Source organism: Gallibacter sp. Marseille-QA0791 (assembly GCF_965119705.1).
GTDB lineage: Bacteria > Bacillota > Clostridia > Peptostreptococcales > Anaerovoracaceae > Lentihominibacter > Lentihominibacter excrementipullorum.
Genome location: NZ_CBCPMH010000001.1, coordinates 902,590 through 922,773 on the forward strand (window position 1 = coordinate 902,590; position 20,184 = coordinate 922,773).

Consider the following 20,184-nt stretch of genomic DNA (forward strand, 5'->3'; position numbering starts at 1 on the left):
GAATATTATAGCTTTTCATAAAAAACAGTATATGCTCTAATCATTACCAATTTCTTAAGGAGATCATTAACTTTATGCCAAAGTTGATTAAAGTTTCTTAAACAGTATGGAAATAGCAAATCTATCATCTTCTGATATCACTTCGCAGCGGCCGCCGGTCCTCTCCATCATATTCATTACGTTGTTTATACCTATCCGGCTGCCCTTTTCAGGCGATTCGGATCTCTCGCGCTCTAAAACCGGTATCCTGTTTTCAAACATCACACCCACATAGCTTTCATCCGATACTGTCCTCACGTTCACCGGTCTGTTCTCATCGGCATATTTGAATATATTGGACAGTATATTGTTCATGATCCTGTCTATATCCTCACGATACACGCTTATTTCCGAGTTTTCCCAATTCATATCGGATGACACTTCAAAGCCGCGCTGCCCAAGGCACTCCACCACTTCTGATATCACGTCGTACATGATATCCCTGAAACCGCCCTTTAAAGAGGCCTGCTGATCACGCGCCACTTTTTCCAGCGAATACTCGAATATCGTATCCGTAAGAGTCCTGATCTGTTCGAGCTTATCGTTTATCCTGTCGATATACTGAGCCAGCTCTTTCTCATCCTCGTACTTTTTATATTTTATCGCTTCCTGATATATCATCACTGTCGTCAGCGGCGTCCTTATATCGTGAGACATGTCCGCTATCATCTTATTGTTGAGCTTTTTCAGTTCCTCTTCTCTCTCAAACTGTTCGAGAACGGATCTTCGCAGGCACTCCACGCTGTAGGCAAGATCCGTCAACTCATTGTTCCACTTCATGGAAATACTGTGTTGCAGATCTCCTCCCTCCAGTATCTCTACTTCATTTTTAAGCGTCTGCACATAGGATATCGCTCTGCGTATGCCGAACATCATTATCACAAAGAATACGAAAAAGCAGAAGATCAATTCTCCGGCGAGAGCATAATAATAGAATTTATATGTATAACTGCCATAGATGAGCACGTTAAAAACACCGTCTCCGAACATTACTTCAAGCTCGGAGGCTCCCCTCATGTCTCTTTCGGTGATCTCGCCGGATCTCGGTCCCGAGGTAGTGTACAGCCACGTGTTCCCTTTATATATCTCGAATCCGACTATCTCTTCTTTCCTTACCCATTTTTCCAGCATATCGCTGTCCGTAGAACTGATATCGTTTTTATCCACGTATTCCTGCAGCTTCTCCACATAAAATGCATTTTTCGACCTCACGTAATCCGTCTCTTCAAGATACCTGTTGATGAGCAGATTCCCGGCAATATATACGGCTGCAAACAGAGCGGCGGAAATCAGCAGAGCAACGGCTACGAGCTGTGCCAGCTGAGCAGACAGACTCTTTCTCTTCTCAATCGATCGCATTGAACCTGTAGCCCTTCCCCCATATCGTACTTATATACCTCGGATTCTGAGGATCTTCCTCTATCTTCATCCTCAGCTTGCGTATATGGACGGTCACGGTGTTGTTGGATACGTAAAAATACGGCTCGTTCCATACTGCTTCATAAATAGCTTTCGTGGAAAATATCCTTCCCGGATTCTTCATCATCAGCAGAAGCATACCGTACTCCATTTCCGGGATATCTATCTTCTCCTCGTCGAGGAACACTTCGTTATAATGCGTGTTTATCCTCAGCTTTCCGCTGCAGATATACTTTTCGCTGCGGCTTTCCTCATTGAACACTTCTTCTTTGCCCTTATACACGTAATACCGCCTCAACAGCGCCTTGACTCTGCCCAGAAGCTCCGAATATGTGAACGGCTTTATCAGATAATCATCCCCGCCTGCCATGAATCCTATGAGTTTATCGGACTCCTGTCCCTTTGCCGTGAGGAACAGGATCGGCACATTAGATACCTTTCTTATCTCTTCACATACCTTGAGTCCGCTGATGCCGGGCATCATTATGTCCAGTATCACCATATCTATGGAATCAGAAAAACGTTCAAGGCCCTCTTCACCGTCAGCAGCTTCGACGATATCGTAATTTTCACCGCTGAAGAGTATCCTTATCCCTTCGCGGATCTCTTCATTATCCTCAACGATGAGTATGGAGTATTCGCTCATATTGACCACCTTGTATATTGAACTCATAGGGAAGTTCTCAACATTTTCCTTTCTTAGAATTTCTCTATATAATTCTGTGTAGACGCTGTGGATTAGTTTGACCTCCTACAGCAGCACCCTATTGCTGACTGTTCTTTTGAAAGGCTCTAACCACAGCTCTATGTCTAAGTGTTAATGAGTTAGATAACGCATGACGTTTTATATACAGCAAGGATACATTCGGCATAGAGTACTGCGGATACACAGCGCCTGAAGTTATTTCCATATCACCAAAGGAGGTTTTCTATGCTCTATATCGGTATCGACGTTGCCAAATCCAGACACGATTGCTTCATCATTGATTCTGATGGTGTTATCTATACGGACAACCTCAGGATCACCAATGATCGGGTCGGTTTTAACAAACTTCTCGAAACTATCCTTGATGCCCTTGACGGTGAGCCTGTTACAAACGCAAAAGTAGGACTCGAACACACCGGACATTACAGCATCAACATCAAACGGTTTCTTGAATCCCAGGGCTTTGTCGTTACCAGCTTCAACCCCCTGGAAACGAGTGCCTTCCGCAAAGCATTCACTCTCCGTAAAACGAAGACCGATAAATGTGATGCGAAGACCATCGCTACGATGCTCTTCTCCAATGAATCGATTCCTACTTCACCTCCATCATATCAGATTCAGGAGTTGAAGTCACTCACAAGACATCGTTTCAGGCTCATAGGCTATCGCGGAAAGTTGAAAGTTTCTTTTGCACGAATCATCGATGTTGTCTTTCCGGAGTTTCCGAGCTTTGTCTGGTCTGTCAATCAGAAATCATCTCATCAGCTGCTTTTGGAACTCCCTACTCCGGATGCCATTGCCGGGTGCCACCTGACACGCCTTACCAACCTGATCCATAAAAGTTCACACGGTAAATATGGTCGTGAGAAGGCCGTAGCTCTACGTGATCTCGCTGCTTCGTCTATTGGTCTTTCTGATGAAGCTCTTGCATTTGAATTGCAGCAGACCATCCGCATGATACAGAATGTGCAGGCAGAAATCGATGCTCTCGACAGGAAAATCAAATCTATTGTCCGGGAGCTTGATACTCCTCTGCTTACCATCCCCGGTATCAGCTACACGCTTGCTGCCATCATTCTGGCGGAGATCGGAGATATCAATAACTTCTCCAATCCTTCAAAACTACAGGCATTTGCAGGGCTTGATCCTTCAACTTATCAATCGGGCAAATACACCGCATCATACGCTACAATGGTAAAACGCGGTTCCACATACCTCAGATGGGCTATGTTTCAGGCTGCCCGCCTCGTAGCTATGAGAGACAAAACCTTTGCGGATTACCTGGCGAAAAAGCGTTCCGAAGGGAAGCACTTTAATGTTGCTATCAGTCATGTCAGCAAGAAGCTTTTGCGAACGATTTTTTATATGCTGAAACATAACGAGGCATTCGTTCCGCAGAGTTGATTCTGACACGCTGTATTTTCAAGGCAAGCTTCGCTTGTCTGTTTTGTCATGTCGTTATTCAATTCTCAAAGTTCAATGCATTTTTTTGAAAATCACTTGACTTCACATAGTTAGTCTTTCTCCAATTCACTCAGCGTTTTCTTCGCCTTGCTTCTGCTCTTCCGTTTTTTCGGCTTTCCTCGTTTTAACCGAATCATTTCATCGAATCTATTCAATGAAATGATTCTATCATATCAAGAAGACCATTGCAATCCCCTTTTACGTCAGGTACAATTTAACCGAAAGGACGCTGATAGCAATGAAGAAACAAAAAATGACCAGCCGCGATATACAGGCTCAGGCTACAAAAGACAAGATCTACAAGGTCGGCATAGAATTGATACAAAAATATGGGATAGATGGTGTTAATGTCACACAGATAGCTAAAGCTGCCGGCGTCTCTGTCGGCACGTTTTATCACTACTACACTTCAAAACTGGATCTCTTCATGGATCTTTACCGTTCTGCCGACGCATATTACGAAAATCAGTTGGCGGGTCAGATCCGACACATGGCTTTCGATGAACAGATCCAGGCTTTCTTTCTCCAGTACGCCTCCATGGCAGAAAACAATGGCGTCGGATTGACGCAGAAAATGTACGTCCCTGAAAACTCTCTGTTCCTGGACAGAAGCAAAGGAATGCGCCCCGTCCTGCTGGATATCATCTATACCGCTCAGAAAGATGGCTTCTGCGATCCTGCTCCATCACCGGATGATATCGCCGACGAACTTTTTCTCATCGCTCGCGGTGTCATCTTCGACTGGGCTCTCCATCAAGGGGAATATGATCTTGCAAAAAAGATGGAAAAGATACTGCGGATATATATCGACAAGCTGACAAGCCAGCAGCGCCCTTCCATCGCAAAACGAAATGCCTAATATCGGTATTTTTCCCCCGGCAATGGGCATAAAACATAACATACCGCAGCTTCAGACCATATCAATATGCCATATTCTCTATTTTTTCCGGCTTTCTTGGCAACTTTCAAGCAGATAACAACTGCTTCTATGCCAATTCCTTATCTGTTTCAATCACTTATTGGCATATCAGTTCCTGTCAGAAAGCCACGGACCCTCGATTTATGCCTATTATCCGTTTATATTAGTCGTTTTTGGCATCTGGACCATTCCACAGACATACGGTCAAAAAAATCAAAAGAGACCGATCCGCCAGACGACGTACCAGTCTCTATCTTTCTTTGTTTCACTTATTCTTCCGAATCGTTGGCCCATCCACACTTATCTATGATGAACATCACCAGACCCATCACGATACCTACTATAGTAGCCAGACACATACCGGTCAACTGTACTTCTCCTATCTGTATCGACGCTCCTGAAAGTCCCACTACGAAGACCACAGCAGTCATAGCCAGATTCCTCGGTTTGGAATAGTCCACCTTCTTGTCGACCAGCAGCCTTATTCCTGAAGCAGCTATCATTCCATAGAGAAGGAAGCTGATACCGCCCATTACAGGTCCAGGTATGGTACTGATAAGCGCACTCACCTGCCCGAAGAAGGAGAGCAGTATGGAGAATACCGCAGCACCTCCAATGACCCATACACTGTATACTTTCGTCACAGCCATCACTCCGATGTTCTCGCCGTAAGTAGTCGTCGGAACAGAACCGCAGAATCCCGACAGCATAGTGGAAACACCGTCTGCCAGCAGCGATCTGTGAAGTCCCGGATCCCTCAGAAGATCCTTGCCGACAATCTCGCTGGTCACTATCTGATGCGAAATATGCTCTGATATGACCGTTAGCGAAGCAGGTATTATGATTATTATGGCGCTGAGACTGAACTTAGGAGCCATGAAAGCAGGAAGCGCGAATACGCTGGCCTCCGTCACAGCTGTATAATCCACCAGTCCCATTATCAACGCCAGCACGTAACCGGCTACGATGGCTATCAGTATGGCTATAGCTGCCGCGAATCCTCTGAATACCACTTGGCCCACCACTGCCAGAGCCAGCGTGAAGATGAATACCACCACGAATTTAGGATCTATAGCTGCTCCATCGGAGCTTATGATGCCTCCTGTGCTGGCAGCCGAACCCGCCAGTTCAAGACCGATGAGGGCAACGATAGGCCCCATGGCCGCAGGCGGCAGTACCGCATCGATCCAGTTCACGCCAGCGAATTTGATTATTATGGCTATGATGGCGAATATCGCTCCCGCGCAGATAAACCCGCCCAGGCAGTACTGATATCCCATACTGCCGATGACGATGAAGCCCGGCGACAGGAAAGCGAAGCTCGACCCCAGATAAGCCGGCGCTTTTCCCTTGGTGATGAGGATGAACAGCAGCGTCCCGATACCATTCATCAAAAGGACGATTGATGCCGGTATGTCGAACAGGATCGGTACCAGCACCGACGCGCTGAACATAGCAAAGGTATGCTGTATGCTCAGCGGGATCCATTTTCCTATCGGCGGCTTATCGCCTATGCCGATTATCTTTCTTTCATTTTTTTCCTTAGACATGTTCTTCTCCTAAAATGTTTCTTATATTTTATCGATGACATCCTGCCTATTATATCACAAAAAATACAGAAACACTGTTATTATTTTGCCGTTTTCATATCAGCGCCGCATGGATATGAGAGACATGCCGGACTTTTTTCTTTCATGACCATCTCGTAAAATCTGTATCCGCCGGAAAAATTGAAGCAGTCAAAGCCTTTCTGCGAAAGGATCCGGCATGCGATATAGCTTCTCAATCCGGTCTGGCACATGACATATATCTTCTTCGACCTGTCCAACTCACCCAGTCTTCCCCTCAGCTCATCCAAAGGGATATTGATGAAGCCATCTCCATGGCCCGCCGCGTATTCCTGCATCGTCCTGGTATCCAGCAGCACGACATCCTCCCTGCCTCTGAGGTCATCCACTTCATCCCAGTGGAACTGTTTCACGATACCTTCGCGGATATTTTCCACCATGAATCCCGCCATATTGACAGGATCTTTAGCCGACGAATAAGGAGGCGCGTAAGCCAGATCCAGATCCTTAAGTTTATCGGCTCTGATGCCGGCGCTTATGGCTACAGCTAACACGTCGATGCGCTTATCGACACCATCATAGCCTATTATCTGTCCGCCCAGCAATCTGAGCGTCTCCTTCTCATATATCACTTTCATGGTCATGGTAGTCGCTCCCGGATAATAGGTGGCATGAGCTGCCGGAGACAGTACTATCTTGTCATAATCCATCCCCAGCTCTATGGCAGTCTTCTCATTTATGCCCGTATTGGCCACGGTCATATCAAAAAGCTTTATCACTGATGAGCCCTGCGAACCCTCGAATCTGCTATGGCCCCCACAGATGTTGTCTGCAGCTATCCTTCCCTGCTTATTGGCCGGCCCGGCCAGCGATATCAGCACATCCTCTCCGGTGACAGCGTGTTTTACCTGGACCGCATCGCCTACAGCATAAACATCAGGCGCTGACGTTTCCATAAAGTCATTAACCACTATACTGCCTTTTATACCCGTTTTAAGTCCGGCCTTGACAGCCAGCTCCGTATCAGGAGCCACTCCGATGGCCAGCAGCACCATATCGGCTTCCAAAGCGGGCTCATCCTTCAGCAAAACGGTGACCTTTTCCCCATCATGCTCAAAACCTTCGACAGAACTTCCCAGCTTTACCTTTACGCCTTTCTCCCTCAGCTTGGCATGGATGCCACAGGCCATATCGTAATCCAGAGGTGAAAGAAGCTGCTTCGGACGCTGGATCATAGTCACATCTATTCCCAGTGCTCTGAGGTTTTCCGCCGCCTCTATCCCTATATACCCGCCTCCGGCGATAACGACTTTTTCAGGTCTTCTGCGCTGCAGCGCGTCTTTGAGCCTGAACGTATCCTCCACCGTCCTCAAAGTGAAGATGTTCTCGCTGTCAGCCCCGGCAAGGCGCGGTTTAGTCGGTTTCGCACCGGGTGACAATAACAGCTTATCGTAGCTTTCTTTCCACGAATCCCCCGTCAGCAGATCAGTCACCGAAACGTTCTTCCCTTCTGTGTCGATATCGGTAACTTCATGAGACACCCTGACATCTATCCCGAATCTCTCCCGAAAGCTCTGAGGCGTCTGCAAAGTCAGTTCTCCCGGCTTTTTGATAACGTCTCCCACGTAATAAGGGAGTCCACAGTTAGCATAAGATACAAAACCGCTTCTTTCGAATATCACGACTTCAGCATCCTCATCCAGCCTTCTTATCCTGGCCGCCGCTGTAGCGCCCCCGGCGACGCCTCCTACGATAACAACTTTCATTTTTTCTCATCCTTTCTATAAAGAAGCCATCGACAGAAATCACGCCCATTTTATCGGCTCATCCTCTCCTATTATCAGAATGTCGTTGTGTATAGCTCTCAGCTTGGGCGTTATCTGCCTGTCCTCATGCATGTGACCGAAATACCACTTCTTGAACCGCTTTCCTTCCGACACCGTCTCGTACCAGTCATCCAGTATCTCCGGCAGATGATAGTCAAAATCTATCTCCTTCGATCTGGAAATATGATCCCTGGCGAACAGCGGCGTCTCGTGAGTTATCACATAATCTATCTCGTCCGCCTTTTCCATCAGCATATTTCTGCCATAATCGATCTCCTCCAGAGAGGGCTCCTCTTCCCGCCACCAGCTTTCACCTTCTGTCCTTCTGTCGATATCGCTGGAACGTGCTCCTCCGAAAGTAAATATGTTGCAGCCGTAAATCGAATAGAGCTCGCCTCTCATCAGGTGGCAGACCCGCTCTCCCACCTGATGGACCCTGCCTCCATTCCATTCCACCACTTCCATACTGTCCAGCAGCATGTGATTCTCATGGTTCCCGTCTATGAAGGCCACAGTTCCCGGAAAGAGCTGCTGCAGCGTCTCCACTTTATAAATGTAATCTTCATCCCAGACGTATCCGGCATCTCCCGCGATTATGAAAACGTCCGTTTCCCTCATTTCCCCTTTCTCGTGAAGGCCAAAGAAAGGAACGAAAGAGCCGTGCTTATCTCCCGTAATAAAAATTCTTCCTGACATGTTTGCCGTTACTCGCTTTCCCCAGACACATCCATCTATCTGTGATAGTGATAGATGTCACCTATTTCATCTCTCTTTATCCTGCCTTTATAATACATATACTGGAGATGGGAAATGGCCTCTCCCGTAGCGAACCACTTCTGCGGCGCCGGGAATTCCTCCCAGTTTCTGCATTCTATCTCCCACGTCATGTCCCGGGCTACTTCATAAGGTGTTTTCCATTCATCCCCCAGGATATACTCCGCTTCAGCCAGCCTGTCCTCATGATGTCTGTACAGCTCTTCTATCCGCTGATACATGTCATCCACCGGCGTTCCATGAGCTGTCAGCAACAGCTCTACATCCAGCTTTTCCACCTTTGCCAGGCTGTTCAGATAGTCCTGCAACGGATTGTCGGCAGCAAGCTCGATGGTGATGTTCGGTGTTATGGTCCCCAGGATATGGTCGCCACAGAACAATATCTTCCTCTCTTCATCGTAAAGGCACATGTGCCCCGGCGTGTGACCCGGCGTTTCTATGGCTTTCAGTCTGTATCCGCCATACTCCAGCACATCTCCTTCATTTACATAAGTGAAGTCTATCTTGGAATCATGGACGTATTTTCGCCCCGGATGGATATCGGTGTTCCTGCCAAACTCAGCCTTTGGGAATCCGAATTTCAAAAACATATCATCCAGTATCCTCCAATAGAGATTTCCAGCCTCGAAGTTCATCAGCTCTCCGTCGGTCTCACCTGAATATATCACACTTTCCTCTTTGGCGAACTTTGGTACCAGACCACAGTGATCTGAATGGAGATGAGTGATAAACACATCGGTCTTCTCGATACCCAGCTCATCGAAGGCGCTTTTCAGCGCTTCCTCACACTCCGGCCTGTTGAATCCGGTATCGATGAGAAGATTTTTATCTCCCTGTCCTTCGCCTTTTATAATGTAAGCGTTTATCTCCCTGAGCGGATTATTTGGCAGCGGCACCACTTTCTTGTATATGTTATCAGCTACTTTCGTTACCATATTCCCTCCCGTATTATCTCCGTCCCGTTGACGGCTCTTTCACGACTCCTGCCACCTGTCTGCGGCAGGCATACACTTATATATGATATCTGTAATCAAGCGATTTTGCAAGGCAATTTGCGGGAAGCGGACAATATTATACTTTTTTTGTCAAGTTTGAGACGGTTTTAGTCTTGCAAATCCGTATTCACGCTCACTTATTCAGCATACATCAGCAGATGAAAGCAAAAAAATACAGATATTTCTCCAAAAACAAAAAATATCTGTAAAATCCAATGAGTTTGAGAATGCTGGACTTTTTTAGTACAGGGAAAGGCCAGTGTTTTTCGGCGTGTGAACAAGAATTCGATCGACGGAAGAACCGCAAACGTTGAAAATTTTACAGATATTTCGAGAAAAAAGTAAAATGTCTGTAGAAGTAAAAAGAAGAGATCTGGACTTCCTCATCTACCAGGATAATCGCTTCCGTGGCTGCGGACAAAAATTGGACTCCCCAAGTGCTCCGAAAGGAGCTGAATTAGGTTGAAGTAAAATCCTATAAGAATCGCTCCAGTTCGCTTCGCCAGCTCATCCGAAGCGAAAAATACGATGACGTTAAGTTCGTCATAAAACTGGGCGATTTGAACACCGGATATGAAAACAGGCCTTATACAAAACAAAACGCGGCTATATGCCGCGCTTCGTCCGTGTTCTTTCATAAAATATCAGTCTACTGCTACCATTACTGATGTAGCTTTGATCACAGCATAGGCTTCCTTGCCTACTTCGAGACCCAGCTCATCTATGGCCGCCATGGAAATTGTGGAGCTCACGATGTTGCCTCCGCCGATGTCGATCTTGACGATGCCGTTAACGGCGCCTTTCTGGATGTCCGTAATGGTTCCCTTCAACTGATTTCTGGCACTTAACTTCATGTCATTACCTCCTTACTGATATGTTCTTCCGTCCGATTATATACTAATTTACCATGGATAGGCAATATGCTGTGTTGTCTTCACAACAATGATACCGGACTATATCATATATCTATACATTATATAATATTTCCCATTCAAAAAATAATATTATATCCATCCGAACACGAAGGGTCCCGCGCCGTCACCGCTGCACTCTTCCACTGCCGTCTCCTGCCACCAGCGCCATCACCTCTTCCGTGGATACCCTGTTGAAGTCTCCTTCGACGGAATGTTTGAGGCATGAAGCTGCCACAGCGAATTCCAGCGCAGTCCCGTTGTCCATCCCGCTTTTCAGTCCATATATGAGGCCCGCACCAAAACTGTCTCCTCCTCCTACGCGATCTACTATATGCACATCGTACTGCTTTGAAAAGTATACATCGCTTTCTGTACTCAGCATCGCTGCCCATTTATTATCACTGGCGGAAATACTGGTTCGCAGTGTTATAGCGACGTATTTGAAGCCAAACCTTTCCCTCAGCTGTCTGGCCACCGAGACATATCCATCATGATCCAGCTTCCCGCCGGTCACATCAGTGCCCTCGGCCCTGATCCCAAACACCTTCTCTGCGTCTTCTTCGTTGGCGATACACACATCCACATATCCCATCAGCTCTCCCATGACTCTTTCAGCTTCCTGACTTGTCCAAAGCTTTTTTCTGAAGTTAAGATCGCAGCTCACCATAAGGCCCTGCTTCTTAGCTTCTCTACATGCCTGCCCGCATATCTTCGGAAGCTCTCCGCCAAGAGCAGGTGTTATTCCTGTAAAGTGAAACCACTCCGCTCCGGAAAAGATCTCATCCCACGAGAAATCTCCGGCCGATGCCGTAGCAATAGAAGATCCGGCTCTGTCATACACAACTTTCGATGCCCGCTGAGAAGCCCCGGCCTCCAGAAAATATATCCCAATCCGATCTCCGCCTCTCGTTATCATACTGGTATCTACACCAAAATATCTGAGTCCTCTTATGGCTGCCTCTCCTATATCATTATCAGGCAGCTTCGTAACAAATACCGTATCCACTCCGAAATTAGCAAGGGATACAGCAACATTAGCCTCTCCTCCTCCAAATGTCGCTTCCATCTTATCGTTTTGAAAAAATCTGAGATATCCCTCTGGCTTCAAACGCAGCATTATTTCTCCGAAAGTAACAACTTTAGACATCATTTACCTCCTTGATTTCTCGATGATATCGACTGCTTGTCTGCACTTTTCCGTCACCTGAGCCCATTTCTCACCATCCAGCATATCTCCCTTTACCATGAAAGAGCCTCCGCATGCCGCTACGGCACTACTGGAAATATATTCCGACAAATTTTTCAAGGAAATTCCACCGGTAGGCATGAACTTCACCTGGCTGTAAGGAGCGGAATATGCTTTTATGGTCTCCATGCCACCAAACTGCTCGGCAGGAAAAAATTTTATCGTCTTTAAACCATATCCTATGGCTGTCTCTATCTCCGTAGGTGTCAGACATCCGGGGAACACAGGAATACCGTTGTCCATACAATATTCCACTACAGCCCTGTTAATCCCCGGGCTGACGATAAACTGAGCGCCGGCTTCCACTGCCTGTCTGACCTGATCTACTGACAGAACCGTTCCGGCTCCCACCAGCATTTCCGGCCGACGCTCTTTCATGGCTTTTATAGTCATATCAGCGCCCTCCGCTCTGAATGTGACTTCCGCGACAGGAACTCCTCCCTCCCACAATGCATCCGCCAGCTTACCTGCGTTTTCCGTTTTTTTCAGCTTTATTACGGGAACTATTCCTATCCGCTCTATCTCCGATGATACCTTTTCATACTTCTCGTTCATAATGTCACCCCTCTCTTAAAAATCGCCATGTCTCTGTACCCATTTTTTTCACTTCTCGTCTTTTTCCCGGAAGCAACATTCAACACATATTCATCCAACTCATCCGTCAAAACCTCCCATAGACTTCCGTCCATGACTCTTTCTGCGTCAAAATCCGTCCAATGCGCTTTCTTTTCCGCCACCTCATGATTGGATGCGATCTTCACCACCGGCACGATCCCTCCCAATGGTGTTCCTCTTCCTGTGGTAAACAGCACCATATGTGCACCGGAAACAGCAAGAGCTGTCACGGCCACCAGATCATTCCCAGGCCCTTCCAGGAGTGACAAACCTGTCCTATTCACAGGATCTCCGTAACGCAGCACATCGGTCACCTCTGCTTCTCCGCCTTTCTGTATGCATCCCAGAGACTTGTCTTCCAATGTTGTGATGCCTCCGGCTTTATTGCCTGGCGATGGGTTCTCATATATCACCTGGCCGTTGCTTCTGTAATACTCCTTGAAATTCTCGATCATCTTTACAGTTTTTTCATATGTTTCCCGATCCGCGCATCTGTTCATAAGGAATTGTTCCGCGCCAAACATCTCAGGCACCTCGGTGAGGATAATACTGCCGCCTCGTCCACAATGCCTGTCCGAAAAACGTCCCACCAGGGGATTTGCCGTTATTCCCGAAAGGCCATCGGAACCGCCGCATTTCAATCCTATTACGAGCTCATTCGCATCGATCTCGATACGACTGAACTTACCTGTATACGATATCAGCTCTCTTACAAGTTCCATCCCTCTTTTCACTTCATCATCTTCATCCTGACAGGAGAGCCATTTCATTCTTTCAGTATTCTCCATATATCCTTTCGGAAAAATTTCCGCCAACTTGTTGAAATTACAGTTCTCACAACCCAAGCCCAGCATCAGAACACCTCCCGCGTTAGGATGTATAGCCATCCTGGAAAGCACTCTTAAAGTAGCCTGTTGATCTTCCCCCATTTGAGAACACCCATAGGGATGTTTTATCACTACGATCCCGTCCGTATATCTTTTCGCCTCATCCCGCATCAGCCTGGCGATCTCATCCGCAACGGAATTCACACACCCTACGGTACAGATGATCCATATCTCATTTCTCACCCCACAACGACCATCTTCTCTTCGGTATCCGAAAAATGTGCGCCTGCTTTCCTTTTCCCTTTCCACAGTTTTTTCACAAACCTTCTCATAAGTATATCCGCCGCCAGTATCCAGCAAAGTCCTGACATTATGGACATGCACCCAGTCTCCCTCCGCTATGTCCTTCGTGGCGATTCCGATAGGCGCTCCATATTTGATCACTTTCTCGCCTTTTGCTATATCCCGCAACGCGAATTTGTGTCCTTTTTTTATAAGCTGATTCTTTTCTATATCAGTAATGGCAACAGCTACATTGTCTTTCTTATTTATCCTAATCCATTCCATCGCCGTGCTCCTTCAGAAATGATATCAAGGCTTCCTTCATACCACGTGTCTCTATTTCATCCATGTAACGCAGCATCCTTTCCTTTATCCCTTTTATCCTTCGAAGATCTTCTCCGAAAAAGCTTTCGTTTCCCAGAAACTTTTCCAGCAACTCTTCATTATGACCTTTGTCGACATATGTGGAGAAAAAATTCTTTACCTCCGATGAATCCCTCGTATCGCCTCTCTTGTAAAAAACCACCATCGATGCAAAGGCAAAAATTATGCGCTCCGGCAAGCACCTCTTCCTTTTCACAAAATCCATAAGGGAAGGCTTCACTCTGGCATTCCATTTGGAAATGCTATTGAGAGAAATATCTTTCAGTTTATGATCTATGAAAGGATTGGCAAATCGGTCAAAGACATCCTCCGCGAAGCTGATAAGCTCTTTCTCCGGCAACGGTATCGTCGGGATCACCTCTTTCGTCACCAGATCCCTGATGAATCCTCCTATATATTCATTTCTCATAGTATCCCTGACGATAGTCTCCCCCCACATCAACGCCACAGGTACCATGCAAGTATGAGCTCCGTTGAGGATCCTGACTTTACGGAGTTTATAGGGTCTGTGATCGTCTGTTATCATCACAGGCAGGTCCGCTTTTTTAAAAGGAATCGCCTCACCTATACGACTCGGACCTTCTATGACCCAAAGACCAAAACACTCAGCCATATCCAGCAACCTGTCCCCATATCCATTTTCATCGTTCATTTTATCGGCATCAGCTGAAGGATACCCTGTTACTATCCTATCCACCAGGGTACTGCAGAAGATATTTTTCTCCATTAGCCATCCATTGAACTCATCGCCCAGTTCCCATTCCCTGCTGTGTTTCATAACGATATCCCTGAGCTTCCTTCCATTATCATCAATAAGTTCGCAGGACAGGATGATGTATCCGTGGCCTCCTTTACTCCGTGTAAACCTTTCGTACAGCAGTCTCGTCAGCTTTGCCGGAAACGAGACAGGGGGCTCATCATCAAAGGAGCATGTTTTATCGTACACGATACCAGCCTCTGTCGTATTGGAAATGATGATCTCTATATCATCGTTTCCGGCAAGCTCCAGAAAAGAGGTAAAGTCAGAATATGGATCTATCCCCCTGCTTATACTGCTGATCACCCGCTTTTCATCAACTATCTGACTGCCTTTCCGTCCTCTCAGATACAAGGTATAAAGTCCTTCCTGACGGTTAAGTACCTCAATCTGCCCCTGAGGTATCGGCTGCACCACCACCACTTTTGCTCCAAAATCGGCTTTCTCATTCATCACATCTATGAAATAATCCACGAATCCTCTGAGAAAATTTCCTTCTCCAAACTGAATAATCTTTTCCGCCCCTTCACGCAGCAGATATCCATCGTATCCTGTCTCTTTTAAATTATCATATGTCAGCTCTTTCATCTGCCCTCCTAAAACTCGATCATGACTTTCAACATTTGCGTGGAATTTCTGTCAAATTCCTCAAAAGCCTTGGCCCCATCCTCGAAAGGATATACATTGGTAATAATGTCATCCAAAGGGATATCCCCTTTTCCGAAAAGCTCTATCACCTGAGAGAAATCGCTGCTGAGAGCATTTCTGGAACCCAGAACTTTCAGTTCCTTTTTCTGCAGCAATGTAAAGTCAAACTGCGCTTCCTTCTTTCCTACTCCAAGTTGCACCATACGGCCCTCATAGGCGGCCGCGTCGACTGCATCGAGAAACGTCCGGGGAAGTCCCACAGCTTCCACAGTCACGTCATATCCCTGACCGCCTGTACGTCGGTTTACTTGTTCCAGGAAATCCTCGTCATTTTTGATATACCCGTCAAATCCGAAACGCCTGGCGTATTCCAATTTTCCTTCCGCCACATCGCAAATATCGACACGAGCACCTGCTTTTTGCGCTGATATGGCTGCCACAACGCCTATCGTCCCCGCACCTATGACGAGAACCCTGTCATCTTTTTCTATCTCAGCTCTCCTAATACCATGATATCCTATGCAGAATGGTTCCACCAATGCCAGGTGCTTTGGTGAAAGGCCTTCACTTTTGAACAGTCTTTCCACAGGCATAGTTATGTACTGACAGAAAGCGCCGTCTCGCTGTGCGCCCATCGTCTCATTATGCTCACAGCAATTCACATAACCTCGTTGGCATGAATAGCATTCTCCGCAATTAAAATATGGATTAGCTGTTACCACCATTCCTTCTTCGAAACCATATGGATTTTTCCCTACTTGGACGATTTCTGCCGAAAACTCATGCCCCGGTATCCTGGGATACCCAGTATAGGCAAACGTTCCCCGATAAGTCCCCAGATCCGAGCCGCAAATTCCTCCATACAGAAGCTTAAGCAGCGCCTCTCCTTCTCCTGCTTCAGGTATATCCATCTCTCTGAAGGAAACCTTTCCCGGCTTTTCTATGCATATATATTTCAAACCTTCACCTCCCCAGTTGATACAGCGTACCAGTCAATTCTTCCGCCCGCACTCCTATCTCTTTGACAGCGGACAACTCAGCTTCTATCGCCTCTTTCAAGTACATTCTCTGTCTTTCTGCAGCTTCAGACACCGCCGTCATTTCATCCTCTCCACACTTACCGTTTAACAGCGCCCTCACAGTGCCGTACAGGTTCTCATTGCCGTTCTCCACAAGCCCTGTCCCCCAACTTGGCTTTGACCATCTGGTTACTTGTTCCTCGAAATAAGTATAGGTATTTTCACTGAAAAAAACGGCATAATAATTGAAATCCACCTGGCTGAGAGCTGCAGCCGCTTTCTGAGGATCACTCTTTTCTATAGCCTCTTTTGCTTCTTCCAATGCAATGATATTAGTCAGATACCGCTCGTGAGGCGCTATCATCTCATCATTCCAGTTGAGCTTTATGAATTTTCCATGAATATATCTGTAAAGCTCGTGAACCTGGAAATCAGCAGCTTTTCTACAATCCTCAGGGATATCTCCGCCGCTGTTGACATTATCTATCGCTCTGTCGAGCTTTCTGAGCGCGCTGATGGTCTCTGAAAAGCTCTCCTTCTCTCCTTCCAGAAGATGCTTTTCCAGGCCATCACGAGCGTCCTCTATCCTTCTGGTCATGTTGACAGGACAGATCTTCTTTTCATCGAGAGATACGATGATATGGGCAAACAAGCGGTGAAAAAGTTCCAACGCTTTGATATCAAATCCCGCGTCCCATCCACACGCAGAACTGTGAAGAACTTTTCTGTCAGCCAGACATCCATCATATGCGCCAGCCACCATACTCGGCATTCCCGCTTTCGTATAACTGAAATCTTCTGTAGATGATGTCAGCTTCATGTTTACCTCTATCTCATACCCATCAGTATCACCGAAAGCCGATACAGCTTCCCTGGCAAAATCGTACAATTCCTTCGTGCAGACTATGCAAAATTTCTTTTCTCCCATAACCGCATAGAATCCATCCAGATTCACCACCGCAAATCCTGTTTCTTTCCACTCAGGCCTGACTTCCGTGATCTGCTTATAGGCTCCTACAGCCCAATCATACTTACTGTCGATGAGTCCCCACTCCTCAGCGCCATGAGCCACGAATCTTATGGTCTTCTCCGGTATATATCCGCTGTCAGTGAACATTTTCGCCAAGCCAAGTGCCCATCCTATTCCCTGCACATCATCGAAAACGGTAAAATAGTACGAGTCATAATGGTTTATCACATAGATTACTTCATCGGTCTTTCCAGGAATATCTCCCCAGATATTATATGAGATCCCGCCTTCCGATACCTGACTCCTGGCATTGAGAACAACTGTGATTTCACCGTCATCGGAATCTTCCATAAGCTCCCTGAGGCGTTGCCCATCTGTTTTCCCCATAGAAAACACCATTTTGTCAGCAGGGCCGCAGATATCCTCCGATACCAGCACATTATCTCCCACCTGACCGAATCCACCAACATTCACACAGATCACTCCCGCGGCGCCCCTGAGGCCTGCTTCATATGTCGGGAAATTTATCCACCAGTCCTCAGCCTGATTTATGTCTATGAGAACCAGTTTGCCATTCACATCCATGGCCTTTAAATCCGCCTCTGTGCCCCGTCCTCCGTATACCATAATGAACTCCGCATCGCTGCAATCCGCGTTGCAGGCATATCCTCCTAGTATCACTTCATGGATTGCCCCACTGCTGTCGGTGTAGGTTAGCTTCGCTTCCTCGAATACCCACTTATCCACATTGCACGGATCTTTAGTTACATTGACAAGTCCCGCTTCTCTGAATTTTTCCATCAGATAATCGGCAGCTGCATGTTCAGCCGGAGATCCTGCACTCCTTCCACCGCATGCGTCATTGTCAGTTATTTGCGACAATTCATCCATCACCTTTATCGCAAAGGACGTGTCGACCTCTTTATCGCTCCAGCTCATATTCCTCATAACAATTTCATCTCCATTCGTCAACATAGGGAGCACAAACGGTAAATTTCATGCTCCCTATATATCACTTTTTCTGTACTGCCTTATACGGTTTCCATCATTTTTCTACACTTTCAGTGTCACACCAGAATAATTTCGCAGGGTCTTTTTTCTTCCCCAATATCATGAGTATAATCCCGATTGCTCCGCCAATGCCTATTATGCACTTGATAGCCAGCATATAGTTATCGAAAACTCCCGGATCATAATTGGCTGCTCCGTCAAAGGATGGGAACCACAGAACAGCTAAAACTCCCAGTACTGCCCACATTACCAGGATAATACCTATTCTTGAAAGGTCTCCAGGAGCCAGCTTCGTCTTCGGGTTTGTCGGATATCTCTTCGGATTGATCTTGGTGAGACCCCCTTTCATCAGCTTGAGTACTATATATATCACAGGCCCGCTCATGATCCCACAGATACTGTATATGAAATCATGAGTCCCTCCGAGATAAATAGCGATGAAGCCTACCAGGAACGGTACTGCACTATATGCAACAAAGAGAGCGTCACTGACTTTCAGCTTGAACGGACCATCCGGATGAGTCTTTCTTACTCTTCTGATGATCCCCGATATCTGCGTGAGACTTGACGCAAATATACTCATCATTACCGTTCCTACTACCAGCGAACTGAAATCAAAGGTACAAAGGAAGAAACCTACGATAGCTACCGTCAGCACTCCCACGTAAGGAACTCCTCTCTTTTTGTCGCACTTGACGAGGAAGTTAGGACAAAGATTATCCGCCGCCATTACAAAGAATCCTCTCGACGTTGACGCTATATAACCGTTGAACAGCGATACATTGGAAAGCACCGCAACAATCAGGAAAAATCCATAGAATATCGGTCCGCCATATGCGGCTACATCCTGGTAGGACACGCCTTCCGAACCCCATTCCTGCCAGTCTCCAAGAGAAGACAATCCTGCCATGGTCGGTATCATATACGTCAATATGATAAGCGGGATAGCTATCATCAATGCTTTCGGTATCAACTGAGGTCTTTCCAGCTCCTCCGACATGATAGACATAGCCTCCATACCACCGTACATCCACATCCCTATGGCCAGCGCATTTCCTATACTCTGGATGAGAGTCTGACCCTCAGGGATAAATGGTTCCACCGGAGACTGATTATAATGAGCGAATCCGAGGACCGCGACAATAGCAAAAGATACCAGAATACTGATGGATATGACAGTATTGACTATGGCCACATCCTTGATACCTCTCAGATTGATTATCGTAAATATGACGATGAATGCTATCTTTACAGCATATTCCTGCGTTGCTGAAAGCCCGAAAGCGCTGGTCATATAGCCGGCAGCCAGCACTACATAAGTAACAGTGTTGAAATATCCCCCGATAGTTCTCCACCATCCCATCTGAAATCCCCAGAACTCCCCGCAGGTTTCCTGTACCCACTTGTACGGTCCGCCCTCAGCCGGTATAGCCGATCCCATCTCTGCACATACGAAAGCCTGTGGATATGCCCATACGAGAGGGATGACCACTAACATAACCATACACAGCCCGGGGCCTGCAGCCGGAACCATATCTTCGATCCCGTAGGCTCCCGCTGCAGTCAGCGAATAAATCGTTCCCACGATAGCCAGCAAACCGACCTTATGTCGTTTGAGGCCTGTGGTCTGTTGTAAATCACTCATTTCTGCTACTACACCTCCATAAAAGATCAATAAAATTACGACTCGTTGCATACTTGCATATTTAATACATTCTTTATGTATATCTGTTGTATACAACATTTGACACTGTCAATTTTACATTTAGTATTCCCCTTTGTCAACGCGTTTTTAGCTGTC

At 46.6% G+C, this 20,184-nt stretch carries 16 protein-coding genes; 2 read left to right on the forward strand and 14 right to left on the reverse strand.

Annotated elements, in window-relative coordinates; all coding sequences use genetic code 11:
• Window positions 1-87 precede the first annotated feature (87 nt).
• Both ACQY69_RS04090 and ACQY69_RS04095 read right to left on the reverse strand, forming a co-directional pair.
• Entirely contained in the window at window positions 88-1,398 is a 1,311-nt protein-coding gene (locus tag ACQY69_RS04090; RefSeq protein ID WP_428258854.1) for a sensor histidine kinase, read from the reverse strand.
• The gene (locus tag ACQY69_RS04095) at window positions 1,385-2,131 is read right to left on the reverse strand and encodes a response regulator transcription factor (protein WP_428258856.1); all 747 of its coding nucleotides are present in this window, start codon (window positions 2,129-2,131) and stop codon (window positions 1,385-1,387) included. The genes ACQY69_RS04090 and ACQY69_RS04095 overlap by 14 nt, the downstream gene beginning before the upstream one ends.
• A gap of 258 nt (window positions 2,132-2,389) precedes the next feature.
• Between ACQY69_RS04095 and ACQY69_RS04100 the strand changes: the two genes are divergently transcribed.
• Window positions 2,390-3,568, forward strand: coding sequence for an IS110 family transposase (locus ACQY69_RS04100; protein WP_428258858.1), 1,179 nt, complete (start codon window positions 2,390-2,392; stop codon window positions 3,566-3,568).
• Window positions 3,569-3,866: 298 nt separating this feature from the next.
• Window positions 3,867-4,487: a TetR/AcrR family transcriptional regulator gene (locus ACQY69_RS04105; RefSeq protein WP_428258860.1), complete on the forward strand. Its 621-nt coding sequence runs from the start codon at window positions 3,867-3,869 to the stop codon at window positions 4,485-4,487.
• Window positions 4,488-4,816: 329 nt separating this feature from the next.
• Here ACQY69_RS04105 and uraA read toward each other — a convergent pair whose 3' ends face one another.
• From uraA to ACQY69_RS04165, 12 genes are all read right to left on the reverse strand, one after another.
• Window positions 4,817-6,097, reverse strand: a complete 1,281-nt coding sequence (uraA, locus tag ACQY69_RS04110) for a uracil permease (RefSeq protein ID WP_428258862.1) — start codon at window positions 6,095-6,097, stop codon at window positions 4,817-4,819.
• 80 nt (window positions 6,098-6,177) lie between these two features.
• Complete coding sequence (locus ACQY69_RS04115) at window positions 6,178-7,881, reverse strand: FAD-dependent oxidoreductase (RefSeq protein WP_428258864.1); 1,704 nt, start codon at window positions 7,879-7,881, stop codon at window positions 6,178-6,180.
• A gap of 39 nt (window positions 7,882-7,920) precedes the next feature.
• Window positions 7,921-8,637: a metallophosphoesterase gene (locus tag ACQY69_RS04120; RefSeq protein ID WP_428258866.1), complete on the reverse strand. Its 717-nt coding sequence runs from the start codon at window positions 8,635-8,637 to the stop codon at window positions 7,921-7,923.
• Window positions 8,638-8,672: 35 nt separating this feature from the next.
• Window positions 8,673-9,650, reverse strand: coding sequence for an MBL fold metallo-hydrolase (locus tag ACQY69_RS04125; RefSeq protein WP_428258868.1), 978 nt, complete (start codon window positions 9,648-9,650; stop codon window positions 8,673-8,675).
• Between the two features lie 704 nt (window positions 9,651-10,354).
• Window positions 10,355-10,564, reverse strand: coding sequence for a TOBE domain-containing protein (locus ACQY69_RS04130; RefSeq protein ID WP_428258870.1), 210 nt, complete (start codon window positions 10,562-10,564; stop codon window positions 10,355-10,357).
• Window positions 10,565-10,748: 184 nt separating this feature from the next.
• Window positions 10,749-11,774, reverse strand: coding sequence for a PfkB family carbohydrate kinase (locus tag ACQY69_RS04135; RefSeq protein WP_428258872.1), 1,026 nt, complete (start codon window positions 11,772-11,774; stop codon window positions 10,749-10,751).
• Window positions 11,775-12,425, reverse strand: coding sequence for a bifunctional 4-hydroxy-2-oxoglutarate aldolase/2-dehydro-3-deoxy-phosphogluconate aldolase (gene eda / locus ACQY69_RS04140; protein WP_428258874.1), 651 nt, complete (start codon window positions 12,423-12,425; stop codon window positions 11,775-11,777). It lies immediately after the preceding gene.
• Window positions 12,422-13,879, reverse strand: a complete 1,458-nt coding sequence (locus ACQY69_RS04145) for a UxaA family hydrolase (protein ID WP_428258875.1) — start codon at window positions 13,877-13,879, stop codon at window positions 12,422-12,424. Before ACQY69_RS04145 ends, eda begins: the two co-directional genes overlap by 4 nt.
• Window positions 13,866-15,323: a tagaturonate reductase gene (locus tag ACQY69_RS04150; protein WP_428258877.1), complete on the reverse strand. Its 1,458-nt coding sequence runs from the start codon at window positions 15,321-15,323 to the stop codon at window positions 13,866-13,868. Before ACQY69_RS04150 ends, ACQY69_RS04145 begins: the two co-directional genes overlap by 14 nt.
• Window positions 15,324-15,331: 8 nt before the next feature.
• Complete coding sequence (locus ACQY69_RS04155) at window positions 15,332-16,342, reverse strand: zinc-binding alcohol dehydrogenase family protein (RefSeq protein WP_428258879.1); 1,011 nt, start codon at window positions 16,340-16,342, stop codon at window positions 15,332-15,334.
• A gap of 4 nt (window positions 16,343-16,346) precedes the next feature.
• Window positions 16,347-18,320 (reverse strand): M28 family peptidase, encoded by a 1,974-nt coding sequence (locus tag ACQY69_RS04160; protein WP_428258881.1) that lies wholly within the window; start codon window positions 18,318-18,320, stop codon window positions 16,347-16,349.
• Between the two features lie 97 nt (window positions 18,321-18,417).
• A complete protein-coding gene (locus ACQY69_RS04165; RefSeq protein ID WP_428258883.1) occupies window positions 18,418-20,028 on the reverse strand; it encodes an APC family permease in 1,611 nt (536 codons plus the stop codon).
• Window positions 20,029-20,184 lie beyond the last annotated feature (156 nt).